Origin of the sequence: Luteibacter sp. 9135 (genome assembly GCF_000745005.1) — a bacterium.
GTDB lineage: Bacteria > Pseudomonadota > Gammaproteobacteria > Xanthomonadales > Rhodanobacteraceae > Luteibacter.
Window position 1 is genome coordinate 1178585 of sequence record NZ_JQNB01000001.1, and the last position, 15241, is coordinate 1193825.

At 66.9% G+C, this 15241-nt stretch carries 11 protein-coding genes; 6 read left to right on the forward strand and 5 right to left on the reverse strand.

The genetic code is table 11. The features are described from left to right. Positions 1-16: 16 nt before the first annotated feature. Positions 17-769 (reverse strand): GntR family transcriptional regulator, encoded by a 753-nt coding sequence (locus FA89_RS05155; protein WP_036138859.1) that lies wholly within the window; start codon positions 767-769, stop codon positions 17-19. A 234-nt stretch (positions 770-1003) separates the two neighbouring features. Between FA89_RS05155 and zwf the strand changes: the two genes are divergently transcribed. The 4 genes from zwf to eda are packed head-to-tail and all read left to right on the forward strand — an operon-like array spanning position 1004 to position 5720. Then, on the forward strand, positions 1004-2476 hold the full coding sequence (gene zwf, locus FA89_RS05160) for a glucose-6-phosphate dehydrogenase (protein WP_036138862.1): 1473 nt from the start codon (positions 1004-1006) through the stop codon (positions 2474-2476). Beyond that, a complete protein-coding gene (gene pgl, locus FA89_RS05165) occupies positions 2473-3174 on the forward strand; it encodes a 6-phosphogluconolactonase (protein ID WP_036138865.1) in 702 nt (233 codons plus the stop codon). Before zwf ends, pgl begins: the two co-directional genes overlap by 4 nt. A 58-nt stretch (positions 3175-3232) precedes the next feature. Next, entirely contained in the window at positions 3233-5044 is a 1812-nt protein-coding gene (edd, locus tag FA89_RS05170) for a phosphogluconate dehydratase (RefSeq protein WP_036138867.1), read from the forward strand. A gap of 19 nt (positions 5045-5063) precedes the next feature. Next, on the forward strand, positions 5064-5720 hold the full coding sequence (gene eda / locus FA89_RS05175) for a bifunctional 4-hydroxy-2-oxoglutarate aldolase/2-dehydro-3-deoxy-phosphogluconate aldolase (protein WP_185754232.1): 657 nt from the start codon (positions 5064-5066) through the stop codon (positions 5718-5720). Positions 5721-5924: 204 nt separating this feature from the next. On the opposite strand, the gene FA89_RS05180 is transcribed toward eda, so the two are convergent. The 4 genes from FA89_RS05180 to FA89_RS05195 form a co-directional block, all read right to left on the reverse strand. After that, positions 5925-6812, reverse strand: coding sequence for an EamA family transporter (locus tag FA89_RS05180; RefSeq protein WP_036138871.1), 888 nt, complete (start codon positions 6810-6812; stop codon positions 5925-5927). Between the two features lie 52 nt (positions 6813-6864). Next, positions 6865-8355, reverse strand: coding sequence for a glycine betaine/L-proline transporter ProP (gene proP / locus FA89_RS05185; RefSeq protein ID WP_036138874.1), 1491 nt, complete (start codon positions 8353-8355; stop codon positions 6865-6867). A 188-nt stretch (positions 8356-8543) separates the two neighbouring features. Further along, positions 8544-9584, reverse strand: a complete 1041-nt coding sequence (locus FA89_RS05190) for a LacI family DNA-binding transcriptional regulator (protein ID WP_036138876.1) — start codon at positions 9582-9584, stop codon at positions 8544-8546. Between the two features lie 67 nt (positions 9585-9651). Then, positions 9652-10941, reverse strand: coding sequence for a sugar MFS transporter (locus tag FA89_RS05195; protein WP_036138879.1), 1290 nt, complete (start codon positions 10939-10941; stop codon positions 9652-9654). Positions 10942-11267: 326 nt separating this feature from the next. Between FA89_RS05195 and glk the strand changes: the two genes are divergently transcribed. Then, the gene (gene glk, locus FA89_RS05200; RefSeq protein WP_051938551.1) at positions 11268-12293 is read left to right on the forward strand and encodes a glucokinase; all 1026 of its coding nucleotides are present in this window, start codon (positions 11268-11270) and stop codon (positions 12291-12293) included. A gap of 117 nt (positions 12294-12410) precedes the next feature. After that, complete coding sequence (locus tag FA89_RS05205) at positions 12411-15143, forward strand: TonB-dependent receptor (RefSeq protein ID WP_036138881.1); 2733 nt, start codon at positions 12411-12413, stop codon at positions 15141-15143. Positions 15144-15241: the final 98 nt, after the last annotated feature.

Sequence of the window (15241 nt, forward strand, 5' to 3'; positions counted from 1 at the left end):
AGAAGTGGTGTGCCCGTCAGTCGCTTTGCAGTTCGGCGACGAAGTCGTAGATGTCCCCGCGATACCAGGAACAGGTGAATTCGACGATGCGGCCGTCGTCGAGGAAACTACGCCGCTCGATGTTCAGGCCGGCGCTGCCGGCACCGAGCCGGAGCAGCCGGGTCTGGGCCGGGCCCAGCACCACCGCGCGCAGGCGTTGCAGCGCGCGCCGCGGCCGATTGCCCAGCGTGTCGAGCGCTTCGTAGAGGGAATCCTCGACCAGGCTGGGGTCGGGCAGGAGGCTGAGCGGCACGGCGCTGCGCTCGATCGCCAGGGGCTCGTCGCCGGCGTAACGCAGGCGATGCAGGCGGACCACCTGGGTGCCGGGCGAGAGGTTCATCGCCATGGCTTCCTCCGGGGTGACCTCGCCGATGGCCCGCTCGAAGAACTCCGAGCGCGGGTTGAGCCCGCGGGCGCGAAGATCCTCGGTGAAGCTGGTCATCCGCGACAACGGCTTGACAATGCGTTCGGATACGAAAGTGCCGGCGCCGTGGCGTTGGGTGAGCAGGCCATCTTCGACCAGCCCGCCGATGGCCTTGCGCACGGTGACCCGGGACAGGGTGAGGGCCCTGGCCAGGTCGCGTTCGCTGGGCAGTGCGTGGCCGACCTGCACCTCGCCGTTCTCGATCACCGTGCGGATCGCCCGGCGCAGGCGCATGTACGCCAGCGGTTGCCGGGCGGCCGGGTCGTGCTGCAGGCGCTGGTACTCGGCGACGAGGGCGGTTTCCATGCCGGGAAGATACCAATCCACAACCACTGCGGCAAGACTCATTCGCGCGTCTCACAAACCCTTTGGATTCAAACGACTGTTTGCACGATCCAAATCGGCAACGTAAACGTTTGCGCCGCTGGCGCGCCGATCTTCCGAGGCGAAATGTCGCGCCGATTGGTACGGGGCTGGTACGTCCTGGTATGTCACTGGTACGATCCTCCGGCACCCTCCCGTTTTGCAAAGGCCACTGTCGTGAGCGCCCAACTCCTCCCGATCGAACCCTTCGACCTCGTTATCTTCGGCGGCACCGGCGACCTGGCCGTGCGCAAGCTCCTGCCTGCGATGTACCAGCGTTTCGTGGATGGCCAGATCCAGCCCGGCAGCCGCATTCTCGGCGTCGCCCGTGAAGGCCTGGACGATGCCGGCTACCGCGACCTGGTGCGCGGTTCGGTCGAGCAGGGCGTCACCCATGTCGCCCCCGCCCAGCTCGAGGCGTTCATCGCCATGGTCGGCTACCTCTCGCTGGATGCACGCAAGGAAGAAGGCTGGGACGACTTTTCTGCCCTGATGCAGGTGCAGCCCAACCACATCCGCGTGTTCTACCTGTCGACCGCGCCGGACATCTTCACCGACATCTGCCAGCGCCTCGGCGCCCTGGGCTTCAACGGCGCACGCTCGCGCGTGGTGCTGGAAAAACCCATCGGGCGCGACCTGGAAAGCGCCAACGCCATCAACGATGCCGTGGCCCGCGTCTTCAACGAATCGCAGACCTACCGGATCGACCACTACCTGGGCAAGGAGACGGTGCAGAACCTGCTGGCGCTGCGCTTCGGCAACGCCCTGTTCGAGCCGCTGTGGAACGCCCAGCACATCGACCACGTGCAGATCACCGTCGCCGAGACGGTCGGCGTCGGCCATCGCGCGGGTTATTACGATCGCGCCGGCGCCCTGCGCGACATGGTCCAGAACCACATCCTGCAGTTGGTCTGCATGCTCGCCATGGAGCCGCCGTCGTCGCTGGCGCCGGACGCCGTGCGCGACGAGAAACTCAAGGTGCTGCGTTCGCTGCGCCCCATCGACGCCAGCAACGCCGCCCAGCTGACGGTGCGCGGGCAGTACCGCGCCGGTGCGGCCGAAGGCCAGGGCGTGCGGGGCTACCTCGACGAACTGGGCAGCGACCAGTCGCGCACCGAGACCTTCGTCGCCCTCAAGGCGGAGATCGGCAACTGGCGCTGGGCGGGTGTGCCGTTCTACCTGCGCACCGGCAAGCGCCTGCCCAGCCGGGTCTCGGAGATCGTGGTGACGTTCCGTGCGTTGCCGCACTCCATCTTCGATCCCACCAACGGTGCGCTGTTGCCCAACCGCCTGACGCTGCGCCTGCAGCCGGACGAAGGCGTCAAGCTGTGGCTCACCATCAAACATCCGGGTCCGGGTGGCCTGCGCCTGCGCCACGTGCCGCTCGACATGAGCTTCGCGGCGGCGTTCGGCGTGCAGCAGCCCGACGCCTACGAACGGCTGATCCTCGATGTCGTGCGTGGAAACCCCACCCTGTTCATGCGCCGCGACGAAGTGGAAGCGGCATGGAACTGGGCGGGTCCCATTCTCGACGCCTGGGAAGCCGGCGGTGACACGCCGAAGCCGTATACCGCGGGTACCTGGGGTCCGAGCGCCGCCGTGGCGCTCATCGAACGCGATGGCCGCACCTGGGCCGAGGACGCAGCATGAACGCCACGATCCACAAGCACGATTTCGCCGACAAGCTCACCCTGGCCGACCAACTGGCCCGGGACATCGCCGGCAAGCTGGACACCGCCGTCAAGGCGCGCGGCAAGGCCAGCCTCGCCGTGTCCGGCGGCAGCACGCCGAAGCAGATGTTCGCCGTACTCGCCCAGCAGGAGATCGACTGGTCGAAGGTCACCATCACGCTCGTCGACGAGCGCTGGGTGGATGAGGACAACGAGCGCTCCAACGCCGCTCTGGTCAAGGATCACCTGATCCGGCACGAGGCCCACGTGGCGGCGTTCCTGCCGTTGTTCGACAAGTCGCACGCCGACGACGTGGACGCCGCGCTGGATGCCGTGGGCGAGCGTGTGGATGCACTCGGCAAGCCGTTCGACGTGGTCGTGCTCGGCATGGGTCCGGACGGCCATACGGCCTCGTTCTTCCCCGGTGGCGACCAACTGGCCGAGGCACTCGACCTGAAGGGCACGCAAAGCGTGCTGTCCATGCGTGCCGAGGGCGCGGGTGAACCACGCATCACCCTCAGCCTGCCGCGCCTGCTCGATACGCGAACGCTCTACCTGCACATCGAAGGCGCCGACAAGAAGGACGTGCTGGCCAAGGCCGAGGCCGGTGCGGACCTGCCGATCGCCGCGGTGCTCACGCAGGATCGCGTCCCGGTGGATATCTACTGGGCAGCCTGATCATCGTTAAATCGCCGCGCGATCATCGCGCGGCACCTCGCCGCTCCGGACACATGCCATGACCATCCATCCCATCGTCGCCGAGGTGACGCAGCGCATCGTCGAGCGCAGCCGTGTAGCGCGCGCCGCCTACCTGGCCAGGATCGACGCCGCGCGCGGCAAGGGCGCGAAGCGCCACCACCTGTCCTGCGGCAACCTTGCCCACGGCTTCGCCGCCTGCGGCGAGAACGACAAGGACGCGTTGCGCAACGGCCACGCCTCCAATATCGCGATCGTCACCTCGTACAACGACATGCTCTCGGCCCACCAGCCCTATGAGCGCTACCCCGAACTGATCCGGCAGGCCGCGCGCACGCTGGGCGCCACGGCACAGGTGGCCGGTGGCGTGCCGGCCATGTGCGACGGCGTGACCCAGGGCCGTCCGGGCATGGAGCTGTCGCTGTTCTCGCGTGACCTGATTGCCATGGCCACCGCGGTGTCGCTGTCGCACGACATGTACGAAGGCGCCTTGTACCTGGGCATCTGCGACAAGATCGTGCCGGGCATGCTGATCGGCGCGCTGAGTTTCGGTCACCTGGCCAGCGCGTTCGTGCCGTCGGGTCCGATGCCGTCGGGTATTCCCAACGAAGAAAAATCCAAGGTCCGCCAGGCGTTCGCCGCCGGCAAGGCCACGCGTGCCGAGCTGCTCGATGCCGAGGCCCGCTCGTACCACGGCTCGGGCACGTGCACCTTCTACGGCACCGCCAACTCCAACCAGATGCTGATGGAGATCATGGGCCTGCACCTGCCGGGCGCCAGCTTCGAGGCACCGGATACCCCGCTGCGCGACGCGCTGACCCGCGCCACGGTGGCGCGCGTGCTGGCGATCGACACCCTGGGCGACGACTATCGCCCCATCGGCCGCATCGTCGACGAGCGCGCCGTGGTCAACGGTGTCATCGGCCTGCACGCCACGGGCGGTTCGACCAACCACCTGCTCCACCTCGTGGCCATCGCGCGCGCGGCCGGCGTGGAACTGCGCTGGGACGACTTCGACGCGTTGTCCGCCGTGGTGCCCCTGCTGGCGCGCGTGTACCCGAACGGCTACGCCGACGTGAACCACTTCCACGATGCCGGCGGCATGGCCTTCCTCATGGACCAGTTGCTCGACGCCGGTCTGCTGCATGGCGACGTCAACACGATCATGGGTCAGGGCCTGGACGCCTACCGCCAGGTGCCGGTGCTGGAAAGCGACACGCTGACCTGGAAGCCGGTGTCGAAGGAAAGCGGCAACCGTGGCGTGCTCCGCACGATGGCGGAGCCGTTCCGTCACGACGGCGGTCTGCGCATGCTCAAGGGCAACGTCGGCCGCGGTGTCATCAAGGTGTCGTCGGTGCCGGACGATCGCATGGTGATCGAGGCGCCGGCCATCGTGTTCGACGAACAGGACGACGTCAAAGCCGCGTTCGACCGCGGTGAGCTGGATCGCGATTTCATCGCCGTGGTGCGCTTCCAGGGTCCGCGGGCCCGGGGCATGCCCGAGTTGCACAAGCTGACACCGACGCTCAGCCTGCTGCAGGATCGCGGCCACCGTGTTGCCCTGCTGACCGACGGCCGCATGTCCGGAGCCTCGGGTCGCGTGCCCGCGGCCATCCACGTCACGCCCGAGGCGGAAGCCGGTGGCCCCATCGCGCGCATCCGCACGGGCGACCTGGTGCGACTGGATGCCTTGGCCGGCAGCATCGAGGTGCTGGTGCCCGCGGACGAGTGGGAACGCCGCGTCCCCGAACAGATCGACCTGGCGGTGCACCACACCGGCATGGGTCGCGAACTTTTCGCCATGTTCCGTCAGTCCGCCGTCACGGCCGACCTCGGTGCCGGCGTCTTCTGATTCAACGGAGCAGTACCTGATGAGCAACGAAGCGAAGCAACAGAGTGTCGAATCCGCGTTGCGCCTGGCACCCGTGGTGCCGGTGGTCATCATCGAGGACGCCTCAAAGGCCGTCGGCATGGCGCGCGCGCTGGTGGCCGGCGGGGTTCCCGCCATCGAAGTCACCCTGCGCACGCCGGCGGCGCTGGACGCCGTGCGGGCGATCGCCGCGGAAGTGGAAGGCGCCTTCGTCGGCGTGGGTACCGTGCTGACCGCGCGTGATCTCGAGAACGCGTTCAAGGCCGGCGCGAAGTTTGCCGTGTCGCCCGGCAGTTCGCCCCGCCTGCTCGATGCCGCCGACGACCACGAGCTGCCGCTGCTGCCTGGTGCGGCTACGTCCAGCGAAGCCATGGCCCTGCTGGAGCGCGGGTATCGCTTCCAGAAGTTCTTTCCCGCCGTACCGGCCGGCGGCCCGAAGTTGATCGGCGCCTGGGCCAGCCCTCTGCCGCAGATCCATTTCTGTCCTACTGGCGGTATCAGCTTGGCCAACGCGCCGGACTTCCTCTCGCTGCCCAATGTCGTGTGCGTGGGTGGCTCGTGGCTCACGCCCGCCAAGCTTCTCGCGACGTCCGATTGGGCGGCCATCGAAGCCCTGGCGCGCGAGGCGGCGCAGTTGGTTCACGCCCCCAAGCGCTGAGGTTCCCGGTAGTGCGGTAGGAGCGCACGCACGTGCGCGACATGTGTTGAGGCCGTGCCTTCAGGCTGGCGCGTGAACCCGATGGATCGACGCGAAAACATGTCGCGCACATGCGTGCGCTTCTACGCCGAGCCCGCCCGCCCGCTACGACGGTTGTAGAAGCCCACGATGTGGGCGATCCACGCGTACCGTATCGTGCGGCGATCAGCCCGCCATCACCGCAATCGCCCCCAGCGCCACCACCAATCCGCCCCAGTTGATCCACGACAGCTTCTCGCGAAACGCCAGCGCACCTACCAGCGCGCCGAGCACCATCACGCCCACGTTCATCGCCGCAAACACCCGCGACGGATCGTTCGGCAAGGCGATGTGCGCGCGCACATAGAACAGGATGTTGGCGAAGTTAGCCGCGCCCAGCACGACGCCGAAACCGATGCTCCGCCACGACAAGACCGCCGCGCCGGCGATGGCGCGGCCGACGACGACCAGCCAACAAAGCACCATGGCGATCAGGAACGACACAAGCAACGCACTGGCGAACGGCGCACCGGCCTTGGCCAGCAGCTTGAAACACAGGTCGATCACGCCGAAGCCGGTGAACACCGCCAGGGGTGCAAGCCAACCCGCGCGAGCCGTAGTGCCGTCCGCTTTGCCGCCCATGCTGCCGTGTTCGAAGCCGCCGCGATCGCGCCGCCAGATCACGCAGACCACGGCTACCAGCGCCAGCGCGATGCCGGCCAGTTTGCGCGTCGTGGCGGGTTCGCCCAGCAGCGCGAAGGCGGCGATCAGCGGAATCACCAGCGACAGCCGTTGCGCCACGTCGGTGCGCACGATGCCTGCGGCGCGCACCGAGCGGGCCAGCATGAGGAAGATGGCGGGCAGGAACACGCCGAGCAGGAGCAGCGGCGCATAGGTGGCCGGCGCGGCGATGGCGGCGTCCGGACGGGCATCCAGCAGCAGCCAGGCCAGGGCCGCGGCCACCACGTAGTTGGTGGCCACGGCCTGGACCATGTCGACCTGGCCACGCCGCGCCAGCTTCAGCAGGATGGAAACGGCCACGCTGAACGCGATGGCGAGGACGACATAGACCATGGACAGTGCCACCGAGGGGACGAAGACGCGCAGGATCGCACGTCACGTCATGTCACGCGGCGTGACCTTCGATCACAGCGCGCTCGGGCACCGACGGCAAGGCCTCGTCCACCGTCAGTGGCGCGTCGCCGGCCAGCAGTTCCGTCGCCTCGGCATGATCGGCCACCGCCGGCGGCGAACCGCGCAAGGGCATGCCGGCCGTTTCGCGCACGAACAGCATGGTGACCAGTCCGATCACGGACGCGCCCATCAGGTAGTAGGCGGGCAACAGCGGATCGCCCGTGCGCTCCACCAGCCACGCGGTAACCAGCGGCGTGGTGCCGCCGAACAGCGAGACCGACACGTTGAACGCGATCGACAGCGCGCTGTAGCGCACCGGCGTGTAGAACAACGCCGGCAGCGTGGCGGGCATCGTGCTGGTGAAACACACCAGGGCCACGCCCAGACCCATCAGGCCGGCGAAGATCAGCCAGTCGTTTCCGGTGCCCACCAGCCACAGGCACGGGATGGCGAGGACGAACATCGCCACGCACGCGCCGATGATCATCGGCCGACGCCCAAGGCGGTCGCTGAAGAAACCGCCCACCACGTTCAGCGGCATCATCACCAGCATGACGATGAGGATCAACAGCAAGCCCTTGGCCTCGCTGTAGCCGAGCGTCACCGTGAGGTAACTGGGCATGTACGTCAGCAGCATGTAATCGGTGACGTTGAATACCAGCACCAGCCCGATGCATTTCAGCAGCTGCGGCCCATGCACCGAGACCAGCTCCTTCAGCGACACGCGCGAGGCGTCGCCGGCCGCTTCCATGGCATCGGCATGCGCCTTGAACGCCGGTGTCTCCTCCAGCTTCATGCGCATATAGAGGCCAAGCAGGCCGAGCGGGCCGGCGACGAGGAACGGCACGCGCCAGCCCCAGTCGAGCATCTGCTCCGCACTGAGCAGGGTGGTCAGCGCGGTAACCACGCCCGCGCCGGCGATGTAACCGCCCAGCGTGCCGAACTCCAGCCAGCTGCCCATCTGCCCGCGGCGTGCATCGGTGGAATATTCGGCGATGAAGGTGGCTGCACCGCCGTATTCACCGCCCGTGGAAAAGCCCTGCAACAGGCGCGCGAGCAACAGCAAGGCCGGCGCCCACAGGCCGATGGCGTCGTAACCGGGAATCAGGCCAATCGAAAACGTGCCCGCTGCCATCATGATCATGGTCGCCGCCAGTACCTTCTGCCGCCCGAAGCGGTCGCCCATCGGGCCGAACACCAGGCCACCGATGGGGCGCACCAGGAACGCCACGGTGAACGTGGCGAAGGTGGCGATCACCTGCGCCGTGGGGCTGCTGCCGGGGAAGAACACGTGCCCCAGGGTGACGGCCAGGTAGCCGTAGACGCCGAAGTCGAACCACTCCATGGCGTTGCCCAGCGCGGCAGCACCCACGGCACGTTTCAACATGGCCTGGTCGACGATGGTCAGGTCGTCGGGCTTGAGGTGTTTACGACGGCGATGGAACCAGCCGAAATGGGCTTCGTGCCCGTGGCGATCTTGCATGGATGTTTGATCCTGTCACGCGAGCGGGCACAGCACGACGCAGCCGGTGCTTGCCGCCCAAGGGAAAGGGATGCGCCGCGTCAGTCGGCGGCGCGCGAACGGTCCATCAAAGGGACGCGTGGTTGCCGGCAGGTTGCATCGAAGCACGACGCGGCGCGGACAACCCCGGAAGTATACGTAAAACGGTGTTAAGCGCCCGTAGGCGGGCGCCGCGGCGCCGTGGAACCCCGCACGACCAGGTCGGGACTGAAGCCCTCGTTGCCCAGCGCGTGCAAGGGGTCGTCGTGCTCGATCTCGGCGATCAGGCGTTGCGCGGCATGGCGCCCGATTTCCTCGGTGTTCTGCCGCGCGGTGGTCAGTGCCGGCCACGATTGCTTGGAGAACGGGCTGTCCTCGAAGCCGGCGATCGACAGCTCCCAGGGCACATCCACCCCGCCCGAGCGCGCTGCCGCCAGCACGCCGGCGGCGATCTCGTCGTTGGAACCGAAGATGGCGGTGGGTGGTTCCTTCAGCGCCAGCAAACGGCGTGCGCCACGAAAACCGTCGTCGAACGAGTAGTCGCCCTCGACCACCAGTTTCCGGTCCACGGGCAGGCCGTATTCGCGCAGGGCGTCTTCATAGCCCTGGTAGCGCTCCGGGCTGGATCGATGCTCCTTGCCGCCCCACAGGAAACCGATGCGGTGGTGGCCCAGCTGGATCAGATGCTCGGTGATGGCGTAGGCGGCGTCGCGGTCGTCCACGAACACGCACGGCCAGCCGTCTTTCGGATCCTGTCGGGCGGAAATGATGCGTACGAAGGCCACCTTCTGCTCGGTCAGCGCCGTCAGCAATGCCGGCTGCTCCGACATCGGCGGACACAGCACCAGGCCGGCCAGGCGGTTGCGCCTGACCAGGTCGCACAACTGTTCCGCAAGCCGTGGCACGGACGAATCGCACGGGTGGATCTGCAGGCCGAAGCCACGCTCGCGGCACACGGACAGCACGCCGTTCTGCATGGCGATCACGTAGTGCGCGTTGGGGTTGTCGTAGACCAGGCCCAGGGCATAGGTGCGCTGGCTGCGCAGGCTGCGTGCGGCCTGGTCGGGCTGGTAATCCAGCGCATCGATGGCACGCTGCACCTTCTCGCGGGTGCGCGCATGCACGGATGCTTCGTGGTTGATGACACGGGAGACGGTCTTCAGCGACACGCCGGCCCGCTCGGCCACGTCCTTGATGGTGGGACTACGCAATCGACGAACCTCGTAAGCAAGACGGCCATCCTACTGGATGGCCGTCGTCGAGCGAAGATGCCGCGGCTTACGTGCGGGCGTGCTGGCCCACCCGGTGGCCGGCCGCGCCGTAGTAAAGGATGTACAGGTAGCACGGCACCATCAGGCAGAGGAACACGGCCTGGAAGTCGTGGGTCTGCTTCAGGTGCGCGAACAGCTGCGGGATGACTGCGCCACCGGCGATGCCCATGATGAGGAAGGCCGAGCCGAACTCGGTCAGGCGCCCCAGGCCCTTGATCGCCAGCGGGAAGATCGCCGGCCACATCATGGCGTTGGCGAAGCCCAGCGCGGCGACGAAGGCGACCGACGTGTAACCCGTGGTGACATAGGTGCCGATGGAGAACAGCACGCCCAGGATCGCGGAGATCGCCAGGTAGCGCTGCTGCGAGACGAACTTCGGGATCAGCAGCAAGCCGGCGATGTAGCCCAGCAGCATGGCGAACAGCGTATACGAGGTGAAGTGCTTGGTGTCCTCGGGCGTCATGCCGAAGCCCTGTCCGTAGGTGCCGATGGCGTCGCCGGCCATCACTTCCACGCCCACGTAGACGAACAGGCACAGCACGCCCAGCCACAGGTGCGGGAAGCTGAAGACGCTGCCCTTGTCGTGGCCGATGGCGCGCTCGGAGTTGTCGTGCGAGGCGCGGATCTCCGGCAGCGAGGAACGCACCACCCAGATCGCCAGTACTACCAGCAGTGCGGCCATCACCATGTACGGCATATGCACCTTGGCGGCGAAGGCGGCCAGCAGGGCGTCCTTCTCGCCCGGCGTGGCGGCCGCGGCGATCTGCTTGTCGAAGGTGCCGATATTGCTCATCACCACCGCACCGAAGACGAACGGCGCCAGCGCGCCGGCGATCTTGTTGCAGATGCCCATGAACGCGATGCGCTGCGCCGCGCTGTCGATCGGGCCGAGGATGGAGATATACGGGTTGGACGCCGTCTGCAGCAGCGAAAGGCCCGCGCCGATGACGAACAGGCCGACCAGCGCGCCGGGGTAGATGCGCATGGTGACGAACTGGCCGAACAGCACCGCACCGATGGCCATGACGAACAGGCCCAGGCCCATGCCCTTCTTCATGCCGGTGCGCTTGAGGATGAACGACGAGGGCAAGGCGAGGAAGAAGTAGGACAGGTAGAACGCCATCGGCACGAGGAAGGCGTTGACGTCGTCCAGGTTGAAGGCCAGCTTGACGAAGGTGATCAGCGGGCCGTTGAGCCAGGTCACGAAGCCGAAGATGAAGAACAGGACGCCGATGATGATCATCGGGACCAGGCTGGAATGGCGCGTCTCTTCGACGGCGACCGGTGTGGACGACATGGCTTACCCCTCGTTGTTGAACCCCGAATTGTCCCTTTATTGACTCGGCTGCGTAACGTTGTCAATCGGCAGTGAGGTTCTTGCGAAGCCACGGGCAGCGCGTGGCGACTTTCGATGTGGCGGCGCGTCACGCGCCTTGCGGCAAGCGAGCCGGTGTCACGAGAGCGTGCGCAAAGGCATGCATCGCGTACAGCCGCCCTGCGGCGCGGATCGTTCCTGTTGCAGCGCGTTACGGATTCCGCGTTGTCCTAGCCATTTGTCCTGTTGACAACGTTGTCATTCCACTCACAGACTCATGGCGAATCAGGGGCACCAAGGGGCAGGGCGTGGGCGAATCGGCCAACCAGCGGGACATCGTGCGTGCGTCGCGTACCGGGGCGTTCATCGCCGCCGACGTGGGCGGAACGCATGCCCGCATCGGCCTGGTCCGCCGGCCGCCGGGTGCCGCGACCATCGACGTACTGCATTACGAGCGTTATGCCTGTGCCGACTGGCCCAGCCTGACCGCGGTGCTGCAGGATTTCATCGGCCGTCTGGACGCCCGCGACGCCATCGAGCACTGCGCGGTCGCCAGCGCCGGCTACGTACTGGGCGATGCCATCGTCAACGAGAACCTGCCCTGGCCGGTGTCCATCGGCGATATCCGCGACACGCTGGGCCTGCACGGGCTGGCCGTGGTCAACGACTTCGAAGCGGTGGCCTACGCCTGCCAGTTCCTGCGCAGCCACGAGACCACGCCGATCATCCATACCGCCGCCGAGCCCACCGTGGGCCCGATCCTGGTCATGGGGCCGGGTACGGGCCTGGGCTCCGCAGTACTCCTGCCGGGATCGCCGCACGCGACCGTGCTGGCGACGGAAGCCGGACAGATCTCGTTCGCGCCGGGTAACCCGCGCGAGGTGGCCATCCTCGGTGAGCTCGCCCGGGGCCGTGACTACGTGTCGTACGAAACCGCGCTGTCCGGCCCGGGCCTGGTCAATCTGTACCGCGCGACGTCGGCGCTGCGCGGATCGGTCGCGACGTTGACGACGCCGGCGGCCGTCACCGCTGCCGCGCTCAATGGCAGCGATGCCGCCGCGGTCGAGGCGCTGGACGTGTTCTGCGGCGTGCTGGGCAGTTTCGTCGGCGACCTGGCCATGCTTTACGGCGCGCGTGGCGGTGTGTTCCTGGCCGGGGGCATCCTTCCCCGCATCCGCGACCACCTGATCGCCAGCAGCTTCGCCAACAGGTTTTTCAACAAGGGCGTCATGCGTCCCTTTCTCCAGCAAGTGCCGGTACGGCTGATGGACCATGGGCAGTTGGGGGTGATCGGTGCCGCCGGTCTCTATCTGCACGGTTCGAGCGTCCGGTGAAGGATGGGAAAGGCAAGCAGGCTCGGCAAACCACGGGGTCGCAAGACCCTTCGATAGCAACGCAGCACGGCGCGGTCGCGAAACCCGTCGACGCTATTCCTCTGAGGGGAGGACACCATGTCGCATCGTAGAAACCTGCTCACGGCGAGCATCATCGCCGGATTGTGTTGTTTCACGGGTATGGCCGCCGCGCAGGACGCGCCGGTCCCGCCTGCGAAACCGCAGACCGCCCAGGAAAAAGCGGACGCCGAGAAGGCGGCGCAGCTCGAGGGCATCACCGTCACCGGCATCCGGGCCAGCCTCGAGAAGTCGCTGGACACCAAGCGCAACGCGGACGCCATCGTCGAGGCGGTCACCGCCGAGGACATCGGCAAGTTCCCCAATACCAATGTCGCCGAGGCGATGACGCAGATTCCCGGCGTCACCATCGATCGCCAGTTCGGCCAGGGCGACCGCGTGTCGATCGACGGCACCGATCCCAGCCTCAACCTCACCTTCCTCAACGGGCAACCGGTGTCGCAGACGCCGTGGCAGTACGGCGCTCAGCCGAACCGCGGCTTCGACTTCACCATGCTCGCCCCGGAAATCGTCGGCCGCCTGGAAGTGTACAAGTCGCCCGAGGCACGCCTGACCGAAGGCAGCCTGGGCGGCACCGTGCTGCTGCACACGCTGAAGCCGCTGGACCTGCCCGCGAACACGGTGCGCGGTTCGTTCGGCCTAAACTACAACGACCAGGGCACACCGGGCACGCGCCCGAACGGCTCGGCGCTGTACAGCTGGAAGAACGATGCCAACACCTTCGGCATGGTCACCTCCGTCCAGCATTACGAAGAGAAGATCGATCGCCAGGGTTTCGAGATCTTCAGTTACAGCCCGGTGTCCAAGTGGGCGTCCAGCCCGGCGGTCGCCGCAGGCATCGCCAACGGTTCGCTCGATCCCAACGCCAAGGTGCCCGACGAGATCAACTCGGCGTGGTTCCAGCAGAAGCGCAAGCGCGACACCGCCACGCTCGGTTTCCAGATCCGTCCCACGGACAACTGGGACATCGACATCAACAACCTGTTCGTGCGCGAGAACTTCGACAACTGGAACCAGTCGCTGTATCCGTTCACCGGCGCCACGCCCGGTAACGTGACCAGCTTCAACCAGGGCCCGAACGGTGTCGTCACCGGCGGCCATGTCTGCGGCAACGATGACCCGGCCTGCCCCGCCATCGCGCAGAACACCTTCGACAGCAACATCCGCAAGTCCGTGGTGCGCACCGTGGCGCACGACATCAAGTCCACCTTCCACGGCGACGGCTGGCAGCTGGCCGGCGCGGCGGGCTACAGCAAGGCGCGTAACGACAACATCTCCCAGGCAGTGATGGAGCCGGTCTACGCGGGCGGCTACACCTGGGACATCAACAAGGGCTTCAACTTCGACAGCCCGGCGGCAGCACGCAACCCGGCCAACTGGCACATGGGTGACGTGCCCGGCCTGGGCGGCTGGCCCGGCAACTACGGTGACTACTCGGCGCAGTCGCGGGATACGTACGGCCAGCTGGACTTCTCGAAGTACTTCGACGGCTTCTTCAACGAAGTGGCCGTGGGCTACCGCTGGAACCGCCATGAGGAAGGCATGCAGGCGCATGTCTACGGCGGCAACGCACCGACCAACCTGCAGGACCTCGGCTTCGGCGGCTACACCGACACGCTGGATGCGCTGGGTGGCCTGGACGGCTCCGCCAGCCACGTGATGCCCGACCGCAACGCCCAGTACGCCTGGGTGCGCAACACCAACGGCGGCAACGAGGACCCGGGCACGTACCTCAACGGCACCTACAAGCTGCTGGAGAAGACCAACGCGGCCTATGTGCAGGGCAACTTCGCCGGCGGCGGCTTCCACGGCAACATCGGCGTGCGCTACGTGGACACCAAGACCGACGGCACCGGCTTCAACTACAGCGGCGCGCCCGTGCTGCCGGCCCCGGCCGGTTCGTGGCAGACCTCCTCGCGCACGTCGAAGAACTGGCTGCCCAGCCTCAACGTGGCCTACGACCTCACCGACGAAGTGGTGCTGCGTGCCGCGGCGGCGAAGGTCATCGCCCGCCCGCCGTACAACATGCAGGTGAACAACCTGTTCCTCAACGACTCGGTGCTGACCGGCTCGGGCGGCAACCCGGACCTGAAGGACTACAAGTCGAAGAACTACTCGCTGTCAGCGGAGTGGTACTTCGCGCCGCAGTCGTATGTCGCGGTCACCGGCTTCCTCAAGCAGATCGACAACTACACCGTGGTCGACTCGGCCAACGAGCGGCAGTTCAACTCCGGCCTGGTCAACGACCCGACCACGTTCGCCCGCCAGGTGGCGCAGGGGCTGTGCACGGCCGACGGCTTCTGCACCTACTCCATCAGCCGGCCGCGCAACACCGGGTCGGGCAAGGTCCGCGGCGGCAGCATCAGCTACCAGCAGGCGTTCGGTGACACCGGCTTCGGCACCACGGCCAGCTACACCTACGCCAAGGGCACGCTGGATTCCGGTGGCTCGCTGCCGTACAACTCGAAGAACGCGTACTCGCTCAGCCCGTACTACGAGATGGGTCCGTTCAGTGCCCGTGTCACGTACAACTGGCGCAGCAAGTACCTCGCCGGCGGCTACATCGCCGGTGCGCCGCCGGCCACGACGGCCGACTACGGCGACCTGGGCGCGACCCTCGGCTGGAAGCTCAACAAGAACGTGTCGTTCACCCTGGCCGGCATGAACCTGACCAACGAAACGTACAAGCAGTACCTCACGGTCACCTCGTTGCCGGTCGCCAAGTACACCACGGGCCGCCGCTACATGGCCTCGGTGCACTTCGACCTCTGATCGGCGGTAAATCTTCCGCGGCCATGGATGGCCGCCACCCTGATGCTTCATTCCCCTTCGGGCCCGACGACGCGACGTATCGGGCCCGTTTTTTTGGG

Bases quoted from the DNA above. Each gene is read 5' to 3' on its own strand.
- FA89_RS05155 (WP_036138859.1), bottom strand. From the start codon at position 769: ATGGAAACCGCCCTCGTCGCCGAGTACCAGCGCCTGCAGCACGACCCG.
- pgl (WP_036138865.1), top strand. From the start codon at position 2,473: ATGAACGCCACGATCCACAAGCACGATTTCGCCGACAAGCTCACCCTG.
- edd (WP_036138867.1), top strand. From the start codon at position 3,233: ATGACCATCCATCCCATCGTCGCCGAGGTGACGCAGCGCATCGTCGAG.
- eda (WP_185754232.1), top strand. From the start codon at position 5,064: ATGAGCAACGAAGCGAAGCAACAGAGTGTCGAATCCGCGTTGCGCCTG.
- FA89_RS05180 (WP_036138871.1), bottom strand. From the start codon at position 6,812: ATGGTCTATGTCGTCCTCGCCATCGCGTTCAGCGTGGCCGTTTCCATC.
- proP (WP_036138874.1), bottom strand. From the start codon at position 8,355: ATGCAAGATCGCCACGGGCACGAAGCCCATTTCGGCTGGTTCCATCGC.
- FA89_RS05195 (WP_036138879.1), bottom strand. From the start codon at position 10,941: ATGTCGTCCACACCGGTCGCCGTCGAAGAGACGCGCCATTCCAGCCTG.
- FA89_RS05205 (WP_036138881.1), top strand. From the start codon at position 12,411: ATGTCGCATCGTAGAAACCTGCTCACGGCGAGCATCATCGCCGGATTG.